19 protein-coding genes are annotated in these 24,013 nt (G+C 63.5%); 14 read left to right on the top strand and 5 right to left on the bottom strand.

Features of this window, described 5'->3' with window-relative positions; all coding sequences use genetic code 11:
- Positions 1-34: 34 nt before the first annotated feature.
- The gene (locus tag IPL79_04975) at positions 35-841 is read right to left on the bottom strand and encodes a hypothetical protein (GenBank protein MBK9070341.1); all 807 of its coding nucleotides are present in this window, start codon (positions 839-841) and stop codon (positions 35-37) included.
- 208 nt (positions 842-1,049) lie between these two features.
- On the opposite strand from IPL79_04975, the gene IPL79_04970 reads away from it, so the two are divergent.
- The 10 genes from IPL79_04970 (at position 1,050) to purL (ending at position 14,373) form a co-directional block, all read left to right on the top strand.
- Positions 1,050-2,207 carry a S1 family peptidase gene (locus IPL79_04970; protein ID MBK9070340.1) on the top strand — a complete coding sequence of 386 codons (1,158 nt, stop codon included), beginning with the start codon at positions 1,050-1,052 and terminating at the stop codon, positions 2,205-2,207.
- A 71-nt stretch (positions 2,208-2,278) separates the two neighbouring features.
- Complete coding sequence (locus IPL79_04965; GenBank protein ID MBK9070339.1) at positions 2,279-3,370, top strand: hypothetical protein; 1,092 nt, start codon at positions 2,279-2,281, stop codon at positions 3,368-3,370.
- A 20-nt stretch (positions 3,371-3,390) separates the two neighbouring features.
- Positions 3,391-4,368 carry a tRNA pseudouridine(55) synthase TruB gene (gene truB, locus IPL79_04960; protein MBK9070338.1) on the top strand — a complete coding sequence of 326 codons (978 nt, stop codon included), beginning with the start codon at positions 3,391-3,393 and terminating at the stop codon, positions 4,366-4,368.
- Between the two features lie 57 nt (positions 4,369-4,425).
- A complete protein-coding gene (gene rpsO / locus IPL79_04955) occupies positions 4,426-4,695 on the top strand; it encodes a 30S ribosomal protein S15 (GenBank protein MBK9070337.1) in 270 nt (89 codons plus the stop codon).
- Positions 4,696-4,767: 72 nt separating this feature from the next.
- The gene (locus IPL79_04950) at positions 4,768-5,319 is read left to right on the top strand and encodes a hypothetical protein (GenBank protein ID MBK9070336.1); all 552 of its coding nucleotides are present in this window, start codon (positions 4,768-4,770) and stop codon (positions 5,317-5,319) included.
- A 189-nt stretch (positions 5,320-5,508) separates the two neighbouring features.
- Positions 5,509-7,635, top strand: a complete 2,127-nt coding sequence (gene pnp / locus IPL79_04945) for a polyribonucleotide nucleotidyltransferase (protein MBK9070335.1) — start codon at positions 5,509-5,511, stop codon at positions 7,633-7,635.
- 65 nt (positions 7,636-7,700) lie between these two features.
- A complete protein-coding gene (dut, locus tag IPL79_04940; protein MBK9070334.1) occupies positions 7,701-8,168 on the top strand; it encodes a dUTP diphosphatase in 468 nt (155 codons plus the stop codon).
- The gene (locus IPL79_04935) at positions 8,165-9,490 is read left to right on the top strand and encodes an adenylosuccinate lyase (GenBank protein MBK9070333.1); all 1,326 of its coding nucleotides are present in this window, start codon (positions 8,165-8,167) and stop codon (positions 9,488-9,490) included. Before dut ends, IPL79_04935 begins: the two co-directional genes overlap by 4 nt.
- 6 nt (positions 9,491-9,496) lie before the next feature.
- Complete coding sequence (locus IPL79_04930; protein MBK9070332.1) at positions 9,497-10,516, top strand: phosphoribosylaminoimidazolesuccinocarboxamide synthase; 1,020 nt, start codon at positions 9,497-9,499, stop codon at positions 10,514-10,516.
- Complete coding sequence (gene purL, locus IPL79_04925) at positions 10,513-14,373, top strand: phosphoribosylformylglycinamidine synthase (protein MBK9070331.1); 3,861 nt, start codon at positions 10,513-10,515, stop codon at positions 14,371-14,373. Before IPL79_04930 ends, purL begins: the two co-directional genes overlap by 4 nt.
- Positions 14,374-14,384: 11 nt before the next feature.
- Here the strand turns inward: purL and IPL79_04920 are convergent, their stop codons facing one another.
- The 3 genes from IPL79_04920 to IPL79_04910 form a co-directional block, all read right to left on the bottom strand.
- Positions 14,385-14,855, bottom strand: a complete 471-nt coding sequence (locus IPL79_04920; protein ID MBK9070330.1) for a hypothetical protein — start codon at positions 14,853-14,855, stop codon at positions 14,385-14,387.
- A 138-nt stretch (positions 14,856-14,993) separates the two neighbouring features.
- On the bottom strand, positions 14,994-15,380 hold the full coding sequence (locus IPL79_04915) for a hypothetical protein (GenBank protein ID MBK9070329.1): 387 nt from the start codon (positions 15,378-15,380) through the stop codon (positions 14,994-14,996).
- On the bottom strand, positions 15,343-15,957 hold the full coding sequence (locus tag IPL79_04910; protein ID MBK9070328.1) for an FHA domain-containing protein: 615 nt from the start codon (positions 15,955-15,957) through the stop codon (positions 15,343-15,345). Before IPL79_04910 ends, IPL79_04915 begins: the two co-directional genes overlap by 38 nt.
- 267 nt (positions 15,958-16,224) lie before the next feature.
- Here IPL79_04910 and IPL79_04905 point away from each other — a divergent pair, with 267 nt between their 5' ends.
- Together IPL79_04905 and prfB are read left to right on the top strand one after the other, a co-directional pair.
- On the top strand, positions 16,225-17,670 hold the full coding sequence (locus tag IPL79_04905) for an amidophosphoribosyltransferase (protein MBK9070327.1): 1,446 nt from the start codon (positions 16,225-16,227) through the stop codon (positions 17,668-17,670).
- A gap of 77 nt (positions 17,671-17,747) precedes the next feature.
- On the top strand, positions 17,748-18,806 hold the full coding sequence (gene prfB / locus IPL79_04900; protein MBK9070326.1) for a peptide chain release factor 2: 1,059 nt from the start codon (positions 17,748-17,750) through the stop codon (positions 18,804-18,806).
- Positions 18,807-18,975: 169 nt separating this feature from the next.
- On the opposite strand, the gene IPL79_04895 is transcribed toward prfB, so the two are convergent.
- A complete protein-coding gene (locus IPL79_04895) occupies positions 18,976-20,418 on the bottom strand; it encodes a thioredoxin family protein (GenBank protein MBK9070325.1) in 1,443 nt (480 codons plus the stop codon).
- A gap of 48 nt (positions 20,419-20,466) precedes the next feature.
- On the opposite strand from IPL79_04895, the gene IPL79_04890 reads away from it, so the two are divergent.
- Entirely contained in the window at positions 20,467-22,209 is a 1,743-nt protein-coding gene (locus tag IPL79_04890) for a lysine--tRNA ligase (GenBank protein ID MBK9070324.1), read from the top strand.
- Positions 22,210-22,258: 49 nt separating this feature from the next.
- A complete protein-coding gene (locus IPL79_04885; protein MBK9070323.1) occupies positions 22,259-23,995 on the top strand; it encodes an ABC transporter permease in 1,737 nt (578 codons plus the stop codon).
- Positions 23,996-24,013 lie beyond the last annotated feature (18 nt).

Here is a 24,013-nt window from a genome sequence, read left to right as displayed (position 1 = left end):
GGCTCTCGGGTGAGGCTGGCCGTATACTCGCCGCTTACGGAAGCGAGGTAGGCGACGCGTCATCGCGCGCGATCTTTAGGCCCCGCAGCTCCTGCTGCAAGCCCGCTTCGTGAATCTCTACCGCGAGCGTGTTTTGCGGCGTAACGACGCCACGCTTGATGAGTTCGGCGGCGTGATATGGGGCGATGTTCTCCCTCGTCGTGGCAGGGGGACGGTTAAAGGTATTTTCTGGATTAATATAGTCGTCAACCAAGGGGTAGTAAATCAGCACTCCCATGAGGGCGACACTCGCCATGGAAACTAGGGGCTCATTCATGAGGTTCCCCGCGACGGCAAAACCGCCTGAGGCCGCAAGGATATAGGTCCTCATGGGGTTAAAAAAGGTGACAATATTGCGGGCAAACCATTGCTCGAAAATCAGGCGCTCCGTCGAACGCGTGCCTAACTTTGCGGCATAGGCGGCGCGGCGCGCGTCGAGATTAACCTTGGCTTGTTTAGCCTTGGACAGACGGTAGGCTTGCTTGGCCCGCAGCTTCACGCCGCGGCTTGTTGCGCGAGCGATCTTTGTGTCGAGGCGAATCGCCTGCGGATCGCTTGCCTGCAATTGGGCCCTCTTGGCGGTTAGCTTCCTGACTTTATTGTCGCTTCTATCGACTTTTTTCTCGATGAGGTAGTTGGGTAACTTATCGTAGAAGGGCTTCGCCGTTACCCTTGCGCGTTGAGGCGCTGCCTGGGAGACGGCGGGGGCAGCTGTCCACAGCACGCAAGCGCTGAGGAGGATGTTACGTAGGGCGGATCTGGTCATGCTGGTAGGTAATGCACAGGCCATGCCATAGGACAACCACTTGGAGTTGTTGAGTTTGCTGGATCAACCGGACGCCCCCACGCCTGGGTCTGGCGACTGCAATCCCCTTAATTATACCAGTATGTGCGAGGCCACTTGTCTCCACACGCTGGGTACGATAGCGCTCACGTAATGGCGATGAGGGCTGCCGTTGCTAGCGAATCCAGTTGCTTACGTTGGCTCAGTCTTTGCTCTACAGCTACAGATGGCCAAATCAGCGACCGCACCAGGTAACTTCATCACGCGCTCGATACGGCCCGCAGCCGGTGCGCTTCTCGCGGCGTTGGTTGGGGCGCCGCTAGCGCTCGTCGGCTGCATTGCCGAGCCTGGGGGCGCTGCAACTAGCGAATCGCACGCCGAAGCCATCATTGGCGGCCAGCAAGCCAAGGCCGGTGACTTTCCCACCATCGTCGGCATTTATGACGAAGGGAGGAGCACTATTTGCAGCGGCACGCTCATCGCCCCCAATGCCGTGCTAACCGCAGCGCATTGCGTCGAATTTGCCGGCGACGCCGACCGTCAACGCATGATCGCCGAAATGGTTGTTTTCGTAGACACGCTATCGATGTACACGCCCGTGACCACAATTTCGGTCGCCGACATCGCGGTTCACCCAGGGTACGTCAAGCTCGAGGAAGACCCAGACAATCTCGGTAGGCAAGACGTCGCGATCATCATGCTGAAAACACCGGTGGCAGATCGACGTGTCGCGCACGTCAGCCGCGAATCCATCGCCGCGTTTGCCGAGGCAAGCTACACCATGGTTGGCTATGGCATCTATGATGAAAATGGCAACTCCGGCAAGCTGAACTCAACGACAGACAGCAACATCGATTGCGCGTTGCATGGTGTGCCCAACGGGCGTTTTTTCTGTTTTGATCGCGAGGACGGCACGGGCTCATGCGCCGGCGATAGTGGCAGCCCACTTTTTTATACAACCGCGAGCGGCGTCCCGGCCGTCGTCGGCGTGCATTCATGGGGCAGCGCCGGCGGCGTGTGCACAGGCATCGGCGCCGACACCAAGGTTTCGGGCGCGCTCGCGTTTATTACCGATCAACTCGGCGACGAATTTACGTGCGCCTCTGATGGCGTGTGTGATGACACGTGCGGCGACGATGACGTCGATTGCTCCGGCATGCCAGACGCGGCGTGTGCTGGTGACAATGATTGTGCGCAAGGCTTTCGATGCGATGCGGGCACGTGCCAGCCGATAGATGGTGAACCACTCGTCACCGACCCAGCTCAGCCGGACGCCGGCGGCGGTTGCAGCGCGCAGGGCGAGGCGGGCGCCGGCAGCCGCGGCCTGCCGTTGGTCCTAGCTGGCATGCTACTAACGGTTGCGCGTCGTCGACGTCGGGGTTAGTCGTGACATATGCCGCAGGCGAGGGGCCCTACCCATCGCCTAAAAAGTTGGCCTCATGGTACCTTCGGCTCATGGCGCAAACCACGAACTCTCGCGCGCTAGGCTGGGCACTTGGCGTAGTACTTGGCTGCGCGCTCTTCGTTGGCTGCGACGACGGGGCGTCGGCCTGCGAAGGCGATGCGTGCCTGCCCGATGCAAACACTGATGCCCCGCTCGACGTCGACCCGGTTTCGGAGTTGCTGCCGGCATACCTGTCTGAGACGGGCCTCTATGCCGAGGTAGCCAGCGACGTCATCGCCGACGGCGTCATGACGTACACGCCGCGTTGGCAGCTTTACTCCGACGGGGCGGCCAAACGGCGATGGCTAAAGCTTCCCGCCGATGGTGCCGACCTCGTGCCGATTGACACGACCGACATGGATCATTGGATCGCGCCGGTGGGCACCAAGGTGTGGAAAGAATTCTCGGCGGGCAGCACGCGAGTTGAGACGCGGTATTTTGTTAAGGGCGAGCTTGGGTGGGAAGGCGTCTCGTACATTTGGCTCGCCGACGGCAGCGATGCGGTGGTCGCGCCAGACGGCAAGGTCAACGCGGCGGGCACCGAGCTCAACGTGCCCGATATGGCGAGCTGTCGCCAATGTCACGATCGCGCCGGCGATGCGCTGCTTGGGCTCGATGCCTTGCAACTCGATACAGACGCACTCGGCGGTGATGAAACCCTCACTACGCTCGCGGCCGCCGGCGCGTTTTCGACGCCACCCATCGGCACGACGCCGTTTTTTCCAGTGGGCGGTACCACGCAGGAAGTTGCCGCGCTCGGCTACCTGCACGTCAACTGCGGTACCTGTCACAACGCGACGTCGGATTTAAATTATCTGCCGGTCGAGTTTCGTATGCTGACCGCGACCGCCGCTACCCCGGCGCAATCGCCAACCTACCAAACCGCCATTGGCACCATGGCGTCCATGCAAATTTGCGACGGCTCGCCGGTGACTTGCGCCGAGCTCGTCATCGCGCCCGGCGATCCCGCCGCCTCCGTGTTGTATCGCCGCTTCGTCACCAATAACCCCGCGCGCCACATGCCGCCACTTGGCACCGAGATCCTCGACGAGTCGGGCCGCGCCTTGCTGTTTGCGTGGATCACCGCGCTCGACCTGCCATAGGGGCGCCGCTGGTAGGTCCTATGCAACGAGTCGACGGCGTCCTCGTACTTGATAAACCGTATGGCATGACCTCGGCCGATGCCGTCGCCATCGTCAAGCGGCGCTTTGCGGCGTCGCGCGTCGGGCACACCGGCACGCTCGATCCGCTCGCTACGGGCGTCCTGCCGATTTGCCTCGGCGAGGCGACCAAGATCGCCGGCTATATGCTCGCCGACGACAAGGTCTACGAAGCGGGCCTCACGCTTGGTCAGGCAACGGCGACCTATGATTGCGAGAGCCCGGTGACGATGCGCAATGAAGCGCGCGCGCAGGCGCTCACGGCGGGGGGCATCGCCGCCGTGCTCACGCAATTTGTCGGTGAGCTGGCGCAAGTGCCGCCGCAGCACTCGGCGATCAAGGTGGCGGGCAAGCCACTCTTTGAATCCGCACGGGCAGGCAAGTTGGTGGAGGTGGCACCTCGCAAGATTTTCATTAAGCGCCTTGAACTAAAGAGTTACGACTATCCGCGCCTCGAACTCGAGGTCGCGTGTTCTAAGGGAACGTATATTCGCAGCCTCGCGCACGATATCGGTTTGGCGCTCGGCTGCTATGCCCATCTATATTCGTTGCGCCGCACGCAAAGCGGCGCCGTGCGCATTGACGACGCCATCGGCATTGCGGCGCTCGATCGCAAATCGGCGGAGCTGCCGCCGTTGGCGCGCATCGACGACGTTTTGTCGTGGCCGATTGCCGAGGTGCCTGCGTCCTGGATTGCGCCCATTCGCGTTGGGCGGCCGATGCCCGTCGGCGAGGCCACCTGGCGCAGAGGCAGTGCGCCCGCGCCTCGGGATCCGCAGCAACCACCACCAGCAAATCCTTCGCCGGAAGGCATGTGCTTGCTCGCCGGAGGCGGCGAGCTATTGTCGATGGCTCGCATTGAATCAGGCTCATTCGTGCTCGAAAGAGGCTTTGTCGAGGGCTTGACCGTGGGGCCAAATTCCTTCATGGTGCGCCCCTAAGACCGTAGCTTGGTTGTCGGCAAAGGGCCGGCGACGAGGGTACTGGAGGCAAAAACAATGTCCGTATCACCAGTTCGCAAACTCGAAACAATCACGAAATTTCGCACCCATAGCTCCGACACCGGGTCGCCCGAAGTGCAAGTCGCCTTGCTTTCCGAGCGGATCTCGCACCTCACCGAGCACCTTAAGGGCAACCACAAGGATCACCACAGCCGCCGCGGCCTGCTCAAAATGGTCGGTCAGCGCCGGGGCCTGCTCGACTACCTAAAGACCACCGATGGCGATCGCTACAAAAAGCTTATTGAAACGCTCGGCCTGCGCCGCTAATTGACGCATTTCGCGTCCGCCGAAGGGCGCGATTGGGTGGCACGCCCGCCCAGTTTGAGTTATGTTACCGCCGTGAACGGGCTCCATTCCACCCTTCGGCTGGCGGCGATTTGCGTCTTCGGGCTCGCCGGCATGGCTGCTTGTGCTTATGAAGACGACGTCGAGACAGCGCCGTTGTTGTCGATTTCTGAATGGCCCAGCGGGCTGGTCGGGCCAACCACAGGGATCCACGCCGTGGTCGCTGCTTCGACCGACGCGGAATTGGCGCCGTACGCCACGTTTGCGCTGGACGACGTTCACATCGATATTGCCGGCAGCGCGCTTCAATTGAGCTTTGTCCTTCCGCAGGGGCTCACCGGGGAGGCGACCAGCATCCTCCTTGAAGGCGGCCGCGACGGCGATCTGGTGATTTTACGTAGCCACGATGGTCAGGTCGCCGCAACCTGCGAACTGGGCGCGACGATGTTTTGCGAACTCGACTACGGCGATATCGTCGTCAGCGATCAAGCCGTGGCAGCCTATTGGAATGAAGCCGATCCCGTCGCCCAGGACGCCCATTTGCGGGTCTCGGCCGCCTTTGCCGCCCAGCCTTCCGGCACCATGGATATTTTGCTGCGCCGGTAGCGCCGCAGGTCCTAATCGGCTATATCCCGGCCTGCTGTAGGACCATGGTCTAGCAAAAAGCGTTGATCTTTCTATTGAGTCTGCGGCTCCGGCCGTTGCCTGAATCGAGGGAGCAACCGCAAAGCCATCTGCAGCACCTAACCCGGCCCATCTCTCGAGGGCCTTCGAGGCGCAAGCCAAAGGAGCAGTATGGCATTCGTTACAGAAACCGCAGTTGTAGGCAATAAGACGATTACGTTAGAGACCGGCAAGTGGGCCAAGCAGGCCTCCGGCTCGGTCGTAGTTCGCCTCGGCGACACCATGGTGATGGTGGCCGCCACCGGCAGCAAAGAGCCTCGCGAGGGTCTCGATTTTTTTCCGCTGACCTGTGAGTACCAGGAGAAAATGTACGCCGTCGGGAAAATCCCAGGCAGCTTTTTTCGCCGCGAAGGTCGCACCACCAACGAAGAAATTTTGATCTGTCGCTTGATGGATCGCCCGATGCGCCCGCTGTTTCCCAAAGGCTGCACCATCGATACGCAAATCATCGCCAACACGGTGAGCTTTGACAAAGAAAACCCCGCCGACGTGCTCGCCATTATTGGCGCCTCGGCGGCGGTTCACATTTCCGATCTCGTGTTCAACGGCCCGATCGTCGGCATTCGCATCGGCCGCATCGACGGCCAGTTCGTCGCCTTCCCAACCTTTGAAGAGCGCGCCAAGTCCGACATGGACCTCATCGTCGCCGTCTCCAAAGACGCCATCATGATGGTCGAAGGTGAAATGGAAAACATGGCCGAGAACGTCGTCATCGACGCGCTGTTTTACGCGCTCGAGGCGTCGCAGCCGCTGATCGCCGCGCAAGAGCGCCTGCGCGAAAAAGCCGGCAAGGAAAAGCGCATTTTCGTGCCCCCCGCCGTCGATGCCGAGCTGCAGGCAGCGGTCAAGAAGTTTGCCTGGGACCGCATTGGCGCTGCCATGTCGATCAAGGAAAAGAAGGCGCGCAGCAACGCTATTTCCAAGGCGCATGCCGACGTCATCGCCGAGTTTGATGGCGAAGGCAAAGCGTATGCCGGTCGCCGCAAGGAGCTTGACGCGGCGTACTCCAAAGCCTCCAAGACGTGGGCGCGCCAGCACACGCTGTCCACCCGCACTCGCATCGACGGCCGCAAGCCCGACGAGATTCGCAAGATTTCAGTCGAGGTCGGCGTGTTGCCGCGTGCGCACGGTTCGGCGCTGTTTACCCGCGGCGAAACCCAGGCCCTCGTGGTCGCGACGCTCGGCACCAAGTACGACGAAAAGCGCATGGACAGCCTGATGGGCGACGTCCACAAGCAATTCTACATGGACTACAACTTCCCTCCATTTTGCACCGGCGAAGTAAAGATGCTGCGCGGCCAATCGCGCCGCGAAGTCGGCCACGGCTTTTTGGCCGAGCGCTCGGTCGAGAGCATCGTCCCGCAGTACGAGGACTTTCCGTACACCATCCGCGTCGTCTCTGAAATTTACGAATCCAACGGCAGCTCGTCGATGGCCTCGGTGTGTGGCGGCAGCCTCGCGCTCATGGACGCCGGCGTGCCCGTGACCGACCCGGTTGCCGGCATCGCGATGGGCCTGATGAAGGAAGGCGACGATTTCGTCGTGCTCTCGGACATCTTGGGCGACGAAGATCACCTCGGCGATATGGACTTTAAGGTCACCGGCAACGCCCGCGGCATCGCGGCCTTGCAGATGGACATCAAGGTCGACGGCCTCACGCGCGACATTCTCGAGCAAGCGCTCGAGCAGGCTCGCCGCGGCCGCTTGCACATTTTGGAGAAGATGGCCGACGGCATCGCCGCGCCGCGCGACGAAGTCTCGCAATACGCACCGCGCATCGTCACCATCCAGGTCAAACCCGACCGCATCCGCGACGTGATCGGACCAGGGGGCAAGACCATTCGCGCCCTCGCCGAGCAAACCGGCGCCAAGATCGACGTCAACGACGCCGGCGTGGTGTCGATTGCCTCCAACGATATGCGTGCGATCGAGCAAGCCAAGCAGCTCATCTCGGGCCTCATCGTCGAGCCCGAGGTCGGCGCGTTCTACAATGGCGTGGTCAAGCGCATCATCGAAATCGGCGCCTTCGTTGAAATCCTGCCGGGCACCGATGGACTGCTGCACGTCAGCGAAGTCTCCAAAGAGCGCATTCGCGCCGTGGAAGACGTGCTCAAGGAAGGCGACGAGGTCGTCGTCAAGTGCATGAAGATCGATCGCGACGGCAAGATTCGCCTGTCGCGCAAAGAGGCGCTGGAGAGCAATCCGGCGCCCGATGAAATCAACAATTTCATCATGTAGATCATCTGCCTCGACGAGGCAGCGCTCGCGGGACACACCCCGCGTTTAGGGGTATAGTCGCGGCCATGAACGGTCCGACGGTGCTATGCCGCAAGCTCAGGCCAGATGCGCAGCTGCCGGCGCAAATGACTGCGGGCGCGGCGGGGTTTGACCTCTGCGCGGCGCTCGATGTGCCGATGAGCCTCGCCCCTGGTGCGCGGGCGTTGGTTCCAACCGGCTTGGCGCTGGCGATTCCCGCCGGGTTTGAAGGCCAAGTCCGGCCGCGCTCGGGGTTGGCGCTAAAGCACGGCGTCACCGTGCTAAACGCCCCGGGCACCATCGACGCCGATTATCGCGGTGAGCTGGCGGTGATTTTGGTGAACCTCGGCACCGCCGACGTTATCATTGCCCATGGCGATCGCATCGCGCAGATCGTGTTTGCCGCGGTGGCGGCGCCCAGCTTGCAAGTTGTCGAGGCGCTGCCGGCGACGACGCGCGGCGCGGGCGGCTTTGGTTCCACCGGCGAGATGCCGACGGCAGGAGCGGCCCAGTGATTACGCGGTATGCGCGGCCGGCGCTGGTGGCCGTTTGGTCAGATGCGACGCGGTTTGATACGTGGTTGTCGGTTGAGCTGGCGGTGTGTCGCGCCATGGAGCGTGCGGGCACCGTGCCGGCTGGCACCGCGGCGGTAGTGGAAGCGGCAAGCCGCGGCAAGTTAGACGCCGCGCGCATTTTGGAAATCGAAGCGACGACGCGCCACGATGTCATCGCGTTTCTCACTCATGTGGAAGAGCTCGCCGGCGCTCCGGCGCGCTGGCTGCACTTAGGCATGACGTCTTCGGATGTGCTCGACACCTCGCTCGCGCTACAATGCGTGCAGGCGCTCGATCAGATTCTCGTAGGTGTTACCGCGCTGGCTGCCTCGCTTGGCGAAAAGGCGAGGGCGCATGCGGGGACCCCGATGATTGGCCGTTCGCACGGCATGCACGCCGAGCCAACCGCGGCAGGGCTTACGTTTGCGAGGTGGCGCGCCGAGTTGCTGCGGGCGCAGGCGCGCGTGGTCGCGGCACGCCGCGGCATCGCGGTCGGCAAGATCGCCGGCGCGGTGGGCGTCTACGGCAATATCGAACCGACCATCGAGGCCGAGGCGCTCGGCGAGCTTGGCCTTGCCCCGGAAACCGTCGCGACGCAAATCGTCGCGCGCGATCGCCATGCCGAGGTGCTCGGCGCGCTGGCGCTGCTGGGTACGGCCATCGAACAGATGGCGCTTGGCGTGCGGCATTGGCAGCGCAGCGAGGTCGGCGAAGCGGAAGAGGGTTTTGGCAAAGGCCAAAAGGGCTCGAGCGCGATGCCGCACAAGAAGAACCCGATTTTGTCGGAAAACTTGTGTGGCCTGGCGCGGCTGCTACGCAGCTACGCGCAGGCGGGCCTCGAGAACGTCGCGCTGTGGCATGAGCGCGATATTTCGCATTCGTCGGTCGAGCGCGTCGTGCTGCCCGATGCGACGATCCTCGCCGACTTCATGGTCGCGCGCGCGACGCAGCTCATTGATGGCCTGGTGGTGCGCAGCGATCGCATGGCGGCAAACCTGGCCGCCGCTGGTGGCATGTGGGCCTCCGAAGGCGTGCTGCTCGCCCTGGTCCGGGCCGGCATCCCGCGGCAACAAGGTTACGTTTACGTGCAACGCTGCGCGATGGCCGCGCATGCGGGCACCACGACGTTCCGCGACGCGCTGGCGCAGGACCCCGATATCGCCAAGCTGCTGACGGCGCCGACGCTAGAGGCTTGTTTTGATTTGCAACATCATCTCCGCCACGCCGAATTTATCTTGGCGCGCGCGCTGCAGCTAACCCCAGGCTCAGTCGACCACAAGTAGGCACCCATGAACGATAGCGAGCTTACCGCGGCCCTAACTTCGGTGCTCTCGCGAGCGCTCGGCGAGCCGATTTCGGCGGCCGACGTCGCGGCGGCGGGTGGCTACGACGATTTGCGGCTCTATGAGGGCAAGGTGCGCGATTGCTATATTAGCGCGGCGCGCGGCCATCGCATCTTGGTGGCCAGCGATCGCCTCAGCGCGTTTGATCACGTCATTGATACCATTCCGTGCAAGGGCCAAGTGCTCAACCAGCTCGCGGCGTTCTGGTTTGAGCAGACGTCGCACCTGGTGCCCAATCACGTGCTGTCGGTGCCCGACGCGCAAGTCACCATCGGCCGCGAGCTGGTGCCGATTGCCGCCGAATTCGTGGTGCGCGCGTATCTCACCGGCGTCACCTCGACCTCGATTTGGCGGGCCTATGAACAAGGCCACCGCGAATTTGCCGGCCATGCGCTGCCCGATGGGTTGGTGAAAAACGCTAAGCTGCCGCACGCCATTGTCACGCCGTCAACCAAGGCGGCGCACGGCGATCACGACGAGACCGTGTCGCGGGCGCAATTGCTCGCGCGTGGCGAGGTGACCGCCGAGGTCTTCGATCGCGCCGCGGCGCTGGCGCTGACGTTGTTTGCGCACGGGCAGGCCTATGCGCTGACGCGTGGACTGATTCTCGCCGACACCAAGTATGAATTTGGCCTTAATGCGGCGGGCGAGGTGGTGGTGATGGATGAAATCCACACCCCAGATTCGTCGCGCTATTGGTTCGCCGACGATTTTGCGGCGCGACATGCCGCCGGCGATGAGCCGCGCAGCCTGGATAAGGAATTTGTCCGCCGCTTTCTCGCCGAGGAGCTCGGCTATCGCGGCGATGGGCCGTCGCCGCGCCTGCCCGATGCGGTGCGCGTCGAGGCGGCGCTGCGCTACGTACGCAACTACGAAATGGTCACGGGGCGAGAGTTCGTGCCGGATTTGACCGACCCGCGGACGCGTATTTTGGCGGCGCTGCGCCAGGCGAAGGCGATGCCATGAAAGCGCCCTTGATGTGGTGGACAAACGAGCCGGTGCCGATGGCCGCCGAAGCCGCCGGCGTGCTGGCCGGGGCGACCTCGCGCTTTGTCTATCTAGTTTTTGCAAATGACGACCTCGACGCGGCGGCGCATGGCGTGTTGGCGAGCCTGCTTGGCCCAAACACGGACGAGCCAAGTGCGGCGGCTTATGCGCGCTTCGTCGTGCCACGCGCCGGTATGCAGACGCCGTGGTCGTCTAAGGCCACCGATATCTTGCGACGTTGCGGGCTCGCGGTGAGCCGCATCGAGCGCATCGCGGCGTGGCAGTTCGTGCAGACTCCCGCTGATCAAGCGGCCCTGCACCTAGCGCTGGCCGATCGCATGACGCAGCAAGTGGTAAGCGGCGAGGAATTACCCACCGTGTTTTTGCCAAAACCGCCCGGCGCGCTGCGCTCGGTTGCGCTCGGCGGCGATGAGGCACAAGCGGGGGCGGCGTTGCGCGAGGTGAACACAGCGTGGGGCCTTGCGCTGTCTGACGATGAGATTTCTTACCTCGCGGCGCAGTACCGTGAGCTTGGCCGCGATCCGACCGACTGCGAGCTCATGATGTTCGCGCAGGCCAACAGCGAGCACTGCCGCCACAAGATCTTTAACGCGACGTTTGAATTTGATGGCGTGGCCGCTGACGCCTCGCTGTTCGGCATGATTCGCCAAACCACAGCAGCTGCGCCCGGCGGCGTGCTCTCGGCGTATAGCGACAACGCCGCGGTGCTCCAAGGCGCCGCCACCGCGCAGGTGATGTGGCCGGATGGCGATGGCATCTATCGCGCGCATGCCGAGCCGTCGCACATCGTGCTCAAGGTCGAGACGCACAATCACCCGACGGCGATTTCGCCGTATCCTGGCGCCGCCACCGGTTCGGGCGGCGAGTTGCGCGACGAGGGAGCCACCGGCCTGGGCGGCAAACCCAAGGCCGGCATGGTCGGCTACGCGGTAAGTGATTTGCATTTACCTGACGCCGCGCAACCGTGGGAGACGGCACCTGGCAAGCCGGAACACATCGCCAGCCCGCTGCAAATCATGATCGAGGCGCCGCTGGGCGCGGCGGCCTACAATAACGAATTCGGCAGGCCCGCGTTGGCAGGATTTTTCCGCACGCTCGGGCTGCCTCGCGACGAAAACTCGACTTGGGGTTTTCACAAGCCGCTGATGATAGCCGGTGGCATTGGCTCGATCCGCCAATCAAATGTTCACAAGCGCGCGGTGGAGGCGGGCGACGCGCTCATCGTGCTCGGCGGGCCGGGCATGCTAATTGGGCTGGGCGGTGGCGCCGCGTCGTCGGTGGGGCAAGGGCAGTCGCAAGCCGCCCTCGATTTTGCCTCGGTGCAGCGCGACAACGCCGAGTTGCAGCGCCGCTGCCAGGAAGTGATCAGCACTTGCGCGCAGCAAGATGCCAATCCCATCGTCAGCGTGCACGACGTCGGCGCCGGCGGCCTCGCCAACGCCTTGCCGGAATTAGTCCACGCCGATCGCCTCGGCGCCCGCATCGATCTCGACCAGGTGCCAAGCGCCGATCCGTCGCTATCGCCGATGGAATTGTGGTGCAACGAATCTCAAGAGCGCTACGTCATCGCCTTGCGCCCCGCAGACGTCGCGGCCTTTGCCGCCATGTGCGAACGCGAGCGTTGTCCCTTTGCGGTCGTAGGTCACGCCACTGGCGACGGCCAGCTCACAGTGTTGCGGCACGGCGCGCCGGTGGTTGACGTGCCCTTGTCGCTAATCCTTGGTGCAACACCCAAGATGCTTCGCAGCCCGGTTCGGCCCGCGCTTCCCTTGGTGCCATTGAGTGAATTCAATGATCTTGGGGCCTGCCTGGAACGCGTGTTGGCGTTGCCCTCCGTCGCTGACAAAGGGTTCCTCGTTACCATTGGCGATCGGACGGTTGGCGGGCTAACTGCCCGCGATCAGATGATCGGCCCAAGACAGGTGCCCGTCGCGGATTGCGCGGTCACCGCGGTCGATTTTCATAGCTACGCCGGCGAGGCGTTTGCCATTGGCGAACGCCCCGTGGTGGCCACCATCGATGCCGCGGCGTCGGCGCAACTGGCCATCGGGGAAGCGTTGACGAACTTGGCCGCGGTCGATTACGGCGCGCGGCACAATATTAAGCTGTCATGTAACTGGATGGCCGCGGCGCACGTGCCCGAACAAGACGCCGCCTTATATGACGCCGTCGCTGCCGCAGTGGCGCTCTGTAAAGCGGTGGGGGTCGCGGTTCCGGTTGGCAAAGATTCGCTGTCAATGGCAAGCCGATGGCGCGACGCCGCCGGCGAACACCATGTGGTTTCGCCGGTGACGTTGGTGGCAACGGCCGCTTCGCCCGTGGCTGATATCCGAAAGACGCTAACGCCACTTTTGTTGGACGCTCCGTCAGCGTTGTGGTTGTTTGATTTGGCACATGGTGCCCCGCGCCTTGGTGGGTCCGCTCTGGCACAGGTGTTTGGGCAGCTTGGCGATCAAACGCCACAGGTCGATGCCGCGATGCTCGCGGCATTTCTCGATGTGATCTCAACCTTGTCAGGGCGCGGGCTGATTACCGCGTATCACGACCGTTCGGATGGCGGCGCCGTGGTGACAGCGTTTGAAATGGCTCTTACCCGCAACGTCGGGCTCACCATTGAGGCCTCGTCTCTATGCGCGGCGCAGGGCGACGTTATCGCGGCGCTATTTAGCGAAGCCCTCGGCGCCGTGGTGCAAGTGCCGCTGGATAGGGAAGCGGCGTTTTTACAGGTTGTTGCCGCCGCGGGGCTTGCCGCACACTGCCATCGTTTTGGGGTGCCTCAAGCGCGGCAGCCGGAATTGGTCGTGACGTTTAACGGCGCAGAGATCATGAAGCGCGACATGATGTTGCTGCGTTCGCGTTGGTCTAGCCTAACGTATCGCATGCAAAGGTTGCGCGATAATCCGGCGTGCGCCGACTTCGAGCATCTAACGCGCCAACGAGGCGACGCCTTGGTGCATCCGAAACTGCCTGAAGAAATTGAAGCCGGGCGCTCATGGCGTCGCAGCGCGTCGGTCGCGACGACGCGGCCGCGTGTCGCGGTGCTGCGCGATCAAGGGATTAATGGCCAGACCGAAATGGCCGCCGCTTTCACCCGCGCCGGCTTTGACGCCATCGACGTCCACGTTTCGGATTTGGAGCATGCGCGCAAGACCTTGCGCGACGTGCAGGGGCTCGCCGCATGTGGCGGTTTTTCATATGGCGACGTGCTCGGGGCCGGCCAAGGCTGGGCCAAGTCGATGCGCTATGTCGCGGCGGTCAAGGCCGAGCTCGCGCAGTGGTTCGCCCGTCAAGATCCGTATTTTGTCCTCGGCGTATGCAATGGCTGCCAGATGTTGGCGGGCCTGGCCGATCTGATACCCGGGGCCGCTGGATGGCCCTTGTTTGCGCACAACGAATCGCGGCGCTACGAGGCGAGATTGGTGACGATCAAAATCGAAGCATCCCCATCCTTGCTGCTCGCTGGCATGGCGGGGTGGCGTTTGCCGGTGGTGGTATCGCATGGCGAAGGGCGTGCAGACTATCGCCACCTCGGTGTTGACACGGCGGGGCACGAGCTGGTGGCCGCGCGATACGTCGATGCCGCGGGCGACGTCACCATGGCCTATCCGTATAATCCAAATGGATCCGTCGCCGGCGTCGGCGCGGTGACCAATCGCGATGGGCGCGTTACCATTTTGATGCCACACCCAGAGCGCGTGTTTCGCTTGTCGCAAATGTCGTGGCATCCGCCTCAGTGGCGCAGCGAGGCCGCCGACGCCGACGATAGCAGCCCGTGGATGCGCCTCTTTGACAACGCGCGCGCCGTCGTATCGTAAGCGCGGCGCGGTTACATCACGCCGATCGCCATCGCCAGGATGACGAGCGCGACAGGAGCTAGGATATGGGTGGTGTGCCGAAAGGCATTGCCAAGCCCCATGAGCTCGCCGAGCAGCGGGCCGACCCGCATGGAGGACACCACGCCTGGCACGGCAAGCAGGCACGTCGCGAGCAAGCACGCGTATTCGAGGTTGGCAACCGGCGACTGGGCGTACAGCGTCGGCGCCCAAACGAACATCATCGCGCCATCAAGCACGCACAGCAGCGGCAAGGCCCAGCGATGCCCCGCGATCACGGCCACGGCGATGATCGCTAGGATCGCGCTGACGTCGGGGCTCGCGCCCAGCGTGGGCAACGGCAACGACACCAGCGCGGCCAGCAGGCCTGTAATCGCGACCACTAGCGCGAGGCGGCGAATGGCGAGTTCATCGCGGTGCTGACGGTCAGCGTCAGCAGACGAGATTTTCCCAAATAGCCCCATAATTTCATCCTAACGGAAATGTTTGCAATGTCTACATGTTTGTAACCATTCCGATACAAAGCTGTGTCTATGCAAATAAAACCGGCTAGATAGCCGTTGCTGCGCGGCCCTGGTCGTGGCACTGCTGGCGCAATTGGTCTACGTGTCGGCGTCGCTGGCGTCATCGACGCTGGCCAGCGTGCGCACCAGCTGCCGCGACTCTTCGGCAAAACCCGAAGCGTCGCGCAGCGCCTGTCGTATCAGCTCATAAGAGGCGCGCGGCAACTCAGCGGCGTACTGATCAAACTCGTCTGACGCCGCCATGAGTTCTACCCGCAGGCTCGCCAAGACGTCCTGCAGCTGGAGGCTGGCCGTGGCCGCGGTTTGCATGACCCAGGCGGCGCGCTGCATGGCTTCATCCTTAGCTCGTTCATCGACTTGCGCGTGCAGGCGTTCAATTTGTTCGCGCAGCCCGTCGCGATCGCTGGTGACCGCGAAAAGCTCGGCTTCAAGGTCCCCCAGGCTCTGGGCCTGTTCGGCGCTCATTTTGCTTGCCCTTAGATTGCGCAATTCGAGCTGCAGCTGTTCCACCCGGCGGCGCAGCAACCGTATCTCTTGCGCGGCCTCGTCGCCAATAGCCGGCGCACCGTGGCCTGGTGATGGTGATGCCGCGTCTGGGCGCGACTGCTCTGGCAGAGTTTCTGGCGCTGAGGCCGACGAGGGTCCTGACGACGGCGTCGACGCGGCGGGCAGCGCTACCCTGCGGCGGCGCGAGCACCATCGTGCCGCGCACGCCCCGCGCCGGCGGTGATTTGGCGGCGGGTTCGCGCGCCCCTTCACCCTCGACAAAGCGAATCCACAGGCTGCCACAGCGCACGGCATCTCCATGGCTTAAGTGGTGAGAATTGACTTGGCGTTCGTCAAAGAAAATGCCGTTGGCCGAGCCGAGGTCTTCGACGACGTAGCCCGCGCCCTTGCGCACGATGCGCGCGTGATAGCGCGAGACCATGCCATCTTCGGTGCAGATTTCGCAATCAGCGGCGCGCCCAATGCGCACCTCCAGCCGCGTCAAGATGACCGTGCCTTCCTTGCCTTGAGCATCTCGCCACAGCACGCGTGCCATCGGGTCCTAGCTTACACGGGCCGCGGATCTCAGGGGCCCGCGCATATTTATCCGGTCGCTCTCGCGGCGGATGCATCCCGTATCGCGTCGTTGCTCCTCGGTCTCGTACCTACGGGTACGCTCCCTCGTCGCGCCTCGCGCTCCGGGCGCCTCCCCCACGAGTTTCGACCGAATAAGCCATGCGCGCGCCCTTGGCGATGCGCGCGCGGCAGTCTTGCAGCCGGCGGGGAGGTGGCGCCATTTGGAGGCATGTGGTACCCCTACGCCATGTGCGGCGTGTTTGGAGTATTTGGTCACGACGAAGCCGCCAACCTGACGTATCTGGGGCTGCATTCACTGCAGCATCGCGGTCAAGAATCCGCCGGTATCGTGGCGCTGGAGGCTCCGGCTGGGGCGTCGCCGGTCATGCGCCACCATGCGGCGATGGGACTGGTTTCCGACATCTTTACCCGCAGCACGCTCGACCGCTTAGTCGGCCGCGCCGCGATCGGCCACGTCCGCTATTCCACCTCGGGCTCCTCTGAATTGCGCAACGCGCAGCCGTTTCTCATCGAATATAAGAGCGACGTGGTGGCCATCGCGCACAACGGCAATTTGGTCAACGCGATGGCGCTGCGCGCCGAGCTCGAGCGCAACGGCTCAATTTTTCAGACGTCGAGCGACACCGAGGTGATCGTTCATTTGATGGCGCAATCGCCCGCCGCGGATGTCGTCGGTCGGCTGCAAGACGCGCTGGGCAAGGTTACCGGCGCGTTTTCAATCACCATGCTGACGCGCGGGGGTCAGCTGATCGCCGCCCGCGATCCGCGAGGTTTTCGCCCGCTGGCGCTGGGACGGCTCAAATCGGGTTACGTGGTCTCCTCGGAGACCTCCTCGTTTGATCTGATTGAGGCCGATTACGTACGCGACGTCGAGCCTGGTGAAATCCTCGTGATCGACGACACGGGGCTTACCAGCCGAAGGCTAGCGCCAGCGTCAGGGCGACCGTGCGTGTTCGAGTACGTCTACTTCGCGCGGCCCGACAGCGTCATCGATGGCGCCGGGGTTTATTCCGCGCGCATCGCGATGGGTGAACGCCTCGCCACCGAGGCGCCGATCGAGGCCGACGTCGTGATTCCGGTGCCCGACTCTGGGGTGCCGGCGGCAATTGGCTTTGCCCGGGTGTCGGGCATCCCGTTCGCCATGGGGCTCATTCGTTCGCACTACGTGGGGCGGACGTTCATCGAGCCGCAGGAGTCGATCCGGCACTTCGGGGTACGCCTAAAGCTCAGCACCGTGCGCGCGGTGGTCGATGGCAAGCGCGTGGTGGTGGTCGACGACTCCTTGGTGCGCGGCACCACCTCGCGCAAGATCGTCAAGATGCTGCGCGCGGCGGGCGCCACCGAGGTGCACCTGCGCATCTCCGCGCCGCCCACCACGCATCCCTGTTTCTACGGCATCGACACGCCCAGCCGCAGCGAGCTCGTGGCCGCGACCCATACCCCCGCCGAAATCGCGCGCTACATCACCTGTGACTCCCTCCTATATCTCTCGCACGCGGGCCTCGTGGAATCGGTCGATGCGGCGAGGATGCCACCGAGCGCGGCCCCGACCGCGTTTTGCGACGCGTGCTTCACCGGGCACTATCCCGTCGTGCCGGCGTCTGAAGACCAGGCGCATTTGGTGACGTTGCGCAGCCGAAAGCCGCTCCCGCTGGGCACGCCCGTGATATAAGGCGCGCACCATGGGCCTTGAAGCTTTTGACGTTAACGCGGTGCGAACCGCCCTAAAGGAGTTGTCGGCCAAGACCGATGAGCTCCGGAGGTATCCTTGACCTCGACGAAAAACGCCTCCGCATCGAAGAGCTAGATTCGCTATGTGCCAAGCCCGCGTTTTGGGATGACCCCAAGGCGGCGCAGACCCTGCTGAAGGAAAAAAAGGGTCTAGAGACGCTCGTCGGTGGCTATGACGAGCAAGTGCGCGGCCTCGCCGACGCGCAGGTGTTCCTGCAGATGGCCGAGGAAGACGGCGACGTCGAATCGGCGAATGAAGCGGCCGCCGCGATCGCGCGCGTGCGTGCCGCGCTAGAGGCGATGGAATTTCGCCGCATGCTCTCGGGTGAGATGGACCAGGGTGGCGCCGTGGTGCAGGTTCAGGCCGGGGCCGGCGGCGTCGAGGCGTGCGATTGGGCGCAAATGCTCGTGCGCATGATCTTGCGCTATTGCGAGCGCAAGGGCTGGACGACCGAGCTCGTCGACGAGCAGCTCGGCGAAGAGGCTGGCATCAAGAGCGTCACGTTTCTCGTGGGCGGCGACTACGCCTACGGCCACCTCCGCGCCGAGAACGGCGTGCATCGCTTGGTGCGCATCTCGCCCTTTGACGCCAACGCGCGCCGCCAGACGTCATTCGCGGCCGTCTCGGTTTCGCCCGACGTCGACGACGACATCGAGATCGAAATCAACGAAGGCGATCTGCGGATCGATACCTATCGCGCCGGCGGCGCGGGCGGGCAACACGTCAACAAGACGGACTCCGCGGTGCGCATCACGCACCTGCCCACCGGCATCGTCGTGCAATGTCAGAACGAGCGCTCGCAGCACAAGAACAAGGCGCAGGCCTTTCGCCTCTTGCGCGCCAAGATGTACGAATTTGAGCTCGCCAAGCAGCAGGCCAAGAGCGCCGAGGCGGCCAAGGAACGCCTCAAGATCGAGTGGGGCTCGCAGATTCGCTCCTACGTGCTGTTTCCCTATCAACAGGTCGCCGACCACCGCACCGACATAAAACTCTCTAACGTCAATGGCGTGCTCGATGGCGAGCTCGATGCCTTGGTGCGCGCGTACTTGCTCGCCGCCTCCGAGGGTAAAGCCTAAACAGAAGCGCATTGCGTGGGGAACTTGCGGTGTACGGCTTCGCGAGCCTCGTTACATCCAGACGGATGCGCCTCGGCATCGCTGCAGGCGTGCACCACAATTTCCTCCACCCACTGCGTTCTGTTCTCCGCCCCTTTTGGAACTTGAATTATGCGTTTCTGATAAAGCGCTAGGGCTGCCGTTGGCCAACGCCGGACAGCAGGCGGTGCATCTCGGTGATTTGGGCGACGTCTTGTTGGGTCGCGGGTGCGGCAGTGAGCGCGGCCAGGTGGAGTTCGCGGGCCTGCCGCAGCGCGGTGGCATCATCTTGCTCGGTGGCAATGTCGATGAGCAGCTTGGAGATGCGCGTCTTGCGCACGCCGTAGCCTAGCTTGTAGGCGGCCATGGCGTATTGGTGCGCCAGCGCATAGTCCTTGGCTTGCAGGTAGATCCAGGCCAGGCGATGGGGTGGGTCGTACTCGGTTGGCGGGTCGGCCATGCTTTTTGTCAGCGCATCTACTAGTTCGCGCGGCACGCCTAGATACGGATAGGCCTCGGCGCGCGGCCAATTGTAGGTCATCGCGATCTTCGGCGCGCTCGCCTTGTCGGCGGCATCGTCGAGCAGCTTGCGTTGTTGCTGCGCGAGCGCAACGGCCTCTTCGTGGCGGCCGTCCTCATCGAGCAGGCCACGCAGATTCATCATCGCATCCGAGACGTCGTCGATGGTCATAAGTCGGTTGGCCGCGCCGGCCTTGATGAGCCCGCTCAGCCGCGCAATGGCGGCTTGCCGAAACGCCGTCACCGCGGGGGCATTTGCCCCGCGCTTGCCCAGGCCGGTGACGCACATCCTGCCCACGGCGATAAAATCCGCCGCACTCGCCGACGACCCGGTATAAGGCAGCTGCTGGGTTGCGTACGCGAGGCAGTCGGCCCACTTGCCGGCGCGACGCATGGTCGATAGCAGAGACACCATGGCATCAGGGCGACGTGGCCAGTCCGCCGGCGCGGTCGCCAGGGCGGTGGTTAGCGCGATTTGCGCAGCCTCCCATTCCGACCGATTTGCCGCTTGCTCGGCCGCGCGCAGGAGTCCCGACGGCGAGGCCGGATCAAGCGCGGCCTTGCTAACAAAGCCCGTCTCGCCTTCGCGCAAAAACGCAATGAATTGGCCCGTGCTCGCCGAACCGACAAAGCGCGCCTGGATCGCATTGGTCAGCGGGTCGACGACAAAAAACGTCGGCCACGCGGCGGGTGAAAATAGCTCCACCGCAGCGGCGTTGCCCGGCCGATCGGTGTCGAGCGCCAGCCAAACAAAGCGCTGGGCATAGGCCGCCAGCGCGGGGTCGCGCAAGACGGTGGCTTGCATAGACAGGCACGTGTGGCACCAGGGTGCCCACATATCGATGACCAGCGGCAGCCCCTTGGTTTGGGCACATGCCGCCGCGGTGTCATACTCATCGTGAAACCACGCCAGGGGGCCGTCGCTGCGCGCCAGGTCGCAGAGGTTGGTCTTGCTATCGAGCTCCAGGTCGGCGGTCTTGTCAGCGGGCGTCGTAGCGGCCTTATCACGGCAACCCACGGCCACCAGCGCGATCGCAAGCGGCACCAGCAACCGACAAAATTTCGTCCATGCCATGCGAGTTGATAGCATAAAACGAAGCCATGCCTGTATAGTCCGCCACCCATGGCTCACGACCCACAAACCGCTGGCGAGGCCCCAGGCGGCCCCGTCGAAAGTACGCTCGATCGCATCATCGAAGAGCGTCGGATCAAGGGCCGCAAACTGGCCGAACTCGGCAGCGCGCCGTACCGCAACGACCTGCGCCCGACGCATACGATTGGCCAAGTTCGCGTGGCCTACGAAACCAGCAAGCCCGCGCCGCCGGCGCCCTCCGCACCCGGCGAAGCCGCGGCCGCCAAAAAAAGCGACGGCATCACGCCCATCGATGGCAAGCAAGTGCTCGTCGCCGGGCGGCTCATCGCGCGCCGCGGCTTTGGCAAGACGGTGTTTGCGCCGATTCGCGATGCTACCGGTGACATCCAACTGTATCTCAGCGTCGAGCACCTCGCGGCGAGCGATTTTGAGCAAATTCTGCCGCAACTCGATGTCGGCGATTTTGTCGCGGCGCAAGGCACGGTGTTTTGGACCAAGCGCGGCGAAATGTCGGTGCTCGCCGAGCGCCTCTACGTCGTCACCAAGTCCCTGCGGCCCCTGCCAGACAAGTGGCATGGCCTAACCGATATCGATCTGCGCTATCGCCAGCGCTACGTCGATCTGGCGGTATCGCCCGACGTGCGCGAGGTCTTCGTCAAGCGCTCGCGCATCGTGCGCGGTATTCGCGAATTTTTTGATGCGCGGGGGTTTCTCGAGGTCGAGACCCCGATGATGCATCCCATCGTCGGCGGCGCCGCGGCGCGGCCGTTTGAGACTCATCACAATGCGCTCGACATGCAGCTTTACATGCGCATCGCGCCTGAGCTCTATCTCAAGCGTTTGCTGGTGGGCGGGCTCGACCGTGTCTACGAGGTCAATCGCAACTTCCGCAACGAAGGGTTGTCGCGTCGGCACAACCCCGAGTTCACCATGCTCGAGTTTTACTGGGCGTATCACAACGTGGGTGATTTGATGGACCTCACCGAGGAACTCGTGGCAGGCCTCGCGCGCAGCGTTTGTGGCACGACGGACCTGGTGTGGGAGGGCACGCCAATCGCGCTAGGGGGGCCGTGGACGCGCATCACCGTGCGCCAGGCGGTGGCACAGCATGCAGGGCTTGCCGCCGCCGACGCCGCCGCGCTCTTTGAAGACCCGGCCCGCGCCGTCGAGCTCGCGCTAACATGCGGCGTCGCGGCTGGCGCCGTGGTCGACGCGCTAATGCATCGGCTGCCCGCCGAGGTGGCGCATCGCCCCGCGCTCGTCACCGCCATCAAGGGCTTTGCCGATGCCGCGGCACGGCCCGGCATCGTCGCGCAGATCGTCGCCAGCTACGCCGAGCCCGAAGACGCGCGCGTCGTCGCCGGCCACCTGGGGTTCCTCGTGTTCGAGGCCAAGGCCGAAGCGCACCTGGTGCAGCCGACGTTTCTCACCGAGTTTCCGCTCGCGGTTTCGCCCCTGGCGCGCCGCAACGAGGCCGATCCGGCATTTTGCGATCGCTTCGAGTTGTTCGTTTGTGGCAAAGAAATCGCCAACGGGTTTTCCGAGCTCAACGACCCCGACGACCAACGCGCGCGCTTTACGGCGCAAATTGCGGCCAAGGCCGCCGGCGCCGGCGAGACCATGGACTACGATCACGACTACTGCAATGCGCTCGAGGTCGGCATGCCGCCGACGGCGGGCGAGGGCATCGGCATCGATCGCCTGGCGATGATGCTCACTGATCAAGCCTCGATTCGCGACGTCATCTTGTTTCCGTTGATGCGCCCCGAATGATCTAGGCGCGGTCTGTCAAAGCCATCGCGTTCTGGTACAACGCCCGCGCATGGCCGGTTTTCAGTCACTCGTGGCGTGGCGCTATCTGATGGCCAATCCGCGCAAAATGGGCTACCTGGCGTGGATCGGGCTGGTCTTGGCGCTCGGCGCCTTGCCTTTGGTCGTCGCGGGCCAGTTTGGGCTCGCCTTGCCCCAGGCTTGGCTGCAGCGTCTGCTCGAGGCGGGCATGGAACCCGGATTTGTCCTGCCGTGGGTTGCCGTGACGGCAACTGCTAGCTTTCTTTTTTTTCTAGCTGTGGCGGCCTACGGCTACTATTTTACCTTTTCGACGGCGGTGCCGCTGAGCGGCCTGACGCTGGGCTCGATGTCGCTCGTCTTGATCATGTCGGTGATGAATGGGTTTGAAGCTGACCTGCGCAGCAAGGTGCTAGGCAATACCGCGCATATTCGCATCACGCTGCATGACGGTCCCTTGCGCAGCTGGCAGGACGTGCAGGCCGCCATCGACAAGACCCCCGGCGTGGCGGCTTCGATGGCCTATCTGGAGACCGAAGGCGTGGTCGGCGCTAACCGTCAGTTCATCGCCGTGCTATTTCGCGGCATTGAGCCGCGCAAGGTCGCGCAGGTTAATCAGATCGCGCGCAGCCTCGAGGATCCCGAGGCGCTGGGCCGCATGCTGCCGCTAGTCGAGGATCCCAACGTTGTGCCGCTGGCCCCCAGCGAGGCACCAACACCGCAGGGCGCGGCCGTCGATCCGGCCCCGGCGGATCTCATGGAGATCGAGCCGAAGGACTTTTCGGCTGACGCGGCACCGCCTGCCGCCGCGTCACCAACGGCCGAGGTTGAGCCGCCGCCACTGGACCTGCGCGTGCAAGACCACGAGTTCGCCACCTCGGGCGATGCCGCAAACCGCGCCGCGGCCGCCGCTGGTGCAGATCGCGGCGGTTTCGTTGCGGATCCCGACTCGTTGCGCCGCGCCGACATGTTGCCGGGCATGCTAGTTGGGCGAGAGCTGGCCCGCACGCTCGCGCTTTATACCGGCCGCGAGGTCACCGCGGTGTCGCCGCTTTCTGACCCCGCCAATCCCGACGCCAACGGCAATCCCATCCCATTTAATCGCGATTTCCGCGTCGCCGGCGTCTTTCACTCGGGCTACTACGAATACGACTACCAGTTGGTCTACGTCACGCTGGAGGCGCTGCAGTCGTTTCTCGATTTAGACGACCAAATCGATGGCTTTGAGGTCCGCGTCGAACGCTTAGAAGACGTCCCCGCGGTGGCCAAAAAATTGGCAGGCCAGCTAGGTCCCGGCTTCCGCGTGCAATCCTACCAAGAGATCAACAAGAGTCTTTTCTCGGCGCTCAAGGTCGAGAAGATCGGCATGTTTCTCATCGTCGGCCTCATCATGCTGGTGGCGGGCTTTGCCATCGTCGGCAACCTCTACATGGTGGTCGTGCAGAAGGCGCGCGAGATTTCACTCCTCAAGGCGGTCGGCGCCACCGATACCAGCATCGTGCGGGTCTTTCTAACGCAAGGGCTTATTATCGGCTTGCTCGGCGCGGGCGTCGGCGTCGCGATTGGGCTATGGACCTGTCGCGATATCGCGGTGCTTAAGCCACGTATTTCGAGCGAAGTTTACTACATGGATTTTATGCCGGTGCACGTTGACTATGCGTCGGTCGCGCTGGTGTTTGTTGCCGGGCTGCTCATCAGCATGGCAGCCACGCTCTACCCGGTGTGGCTGACGACACAAAACAATCCGGCCACCGGCCTCAAGCGCTTCTAAACCGCGCGGCGAGATCCG

It is taken from the genome of Myxococcales bacterium, assembly GCA_016716835.1.
Classification (GTDB): domain Bacteria; phylum Myxococcota_A; class Polyangia; order Haliangiales; family Haliangiaceae; genus JADJUW01.
The sequence above is the reverse complement of the archived record's forward strand: the minus strand, read 5'-3'. Positions and strand labels throughout refer to the sequence as shown.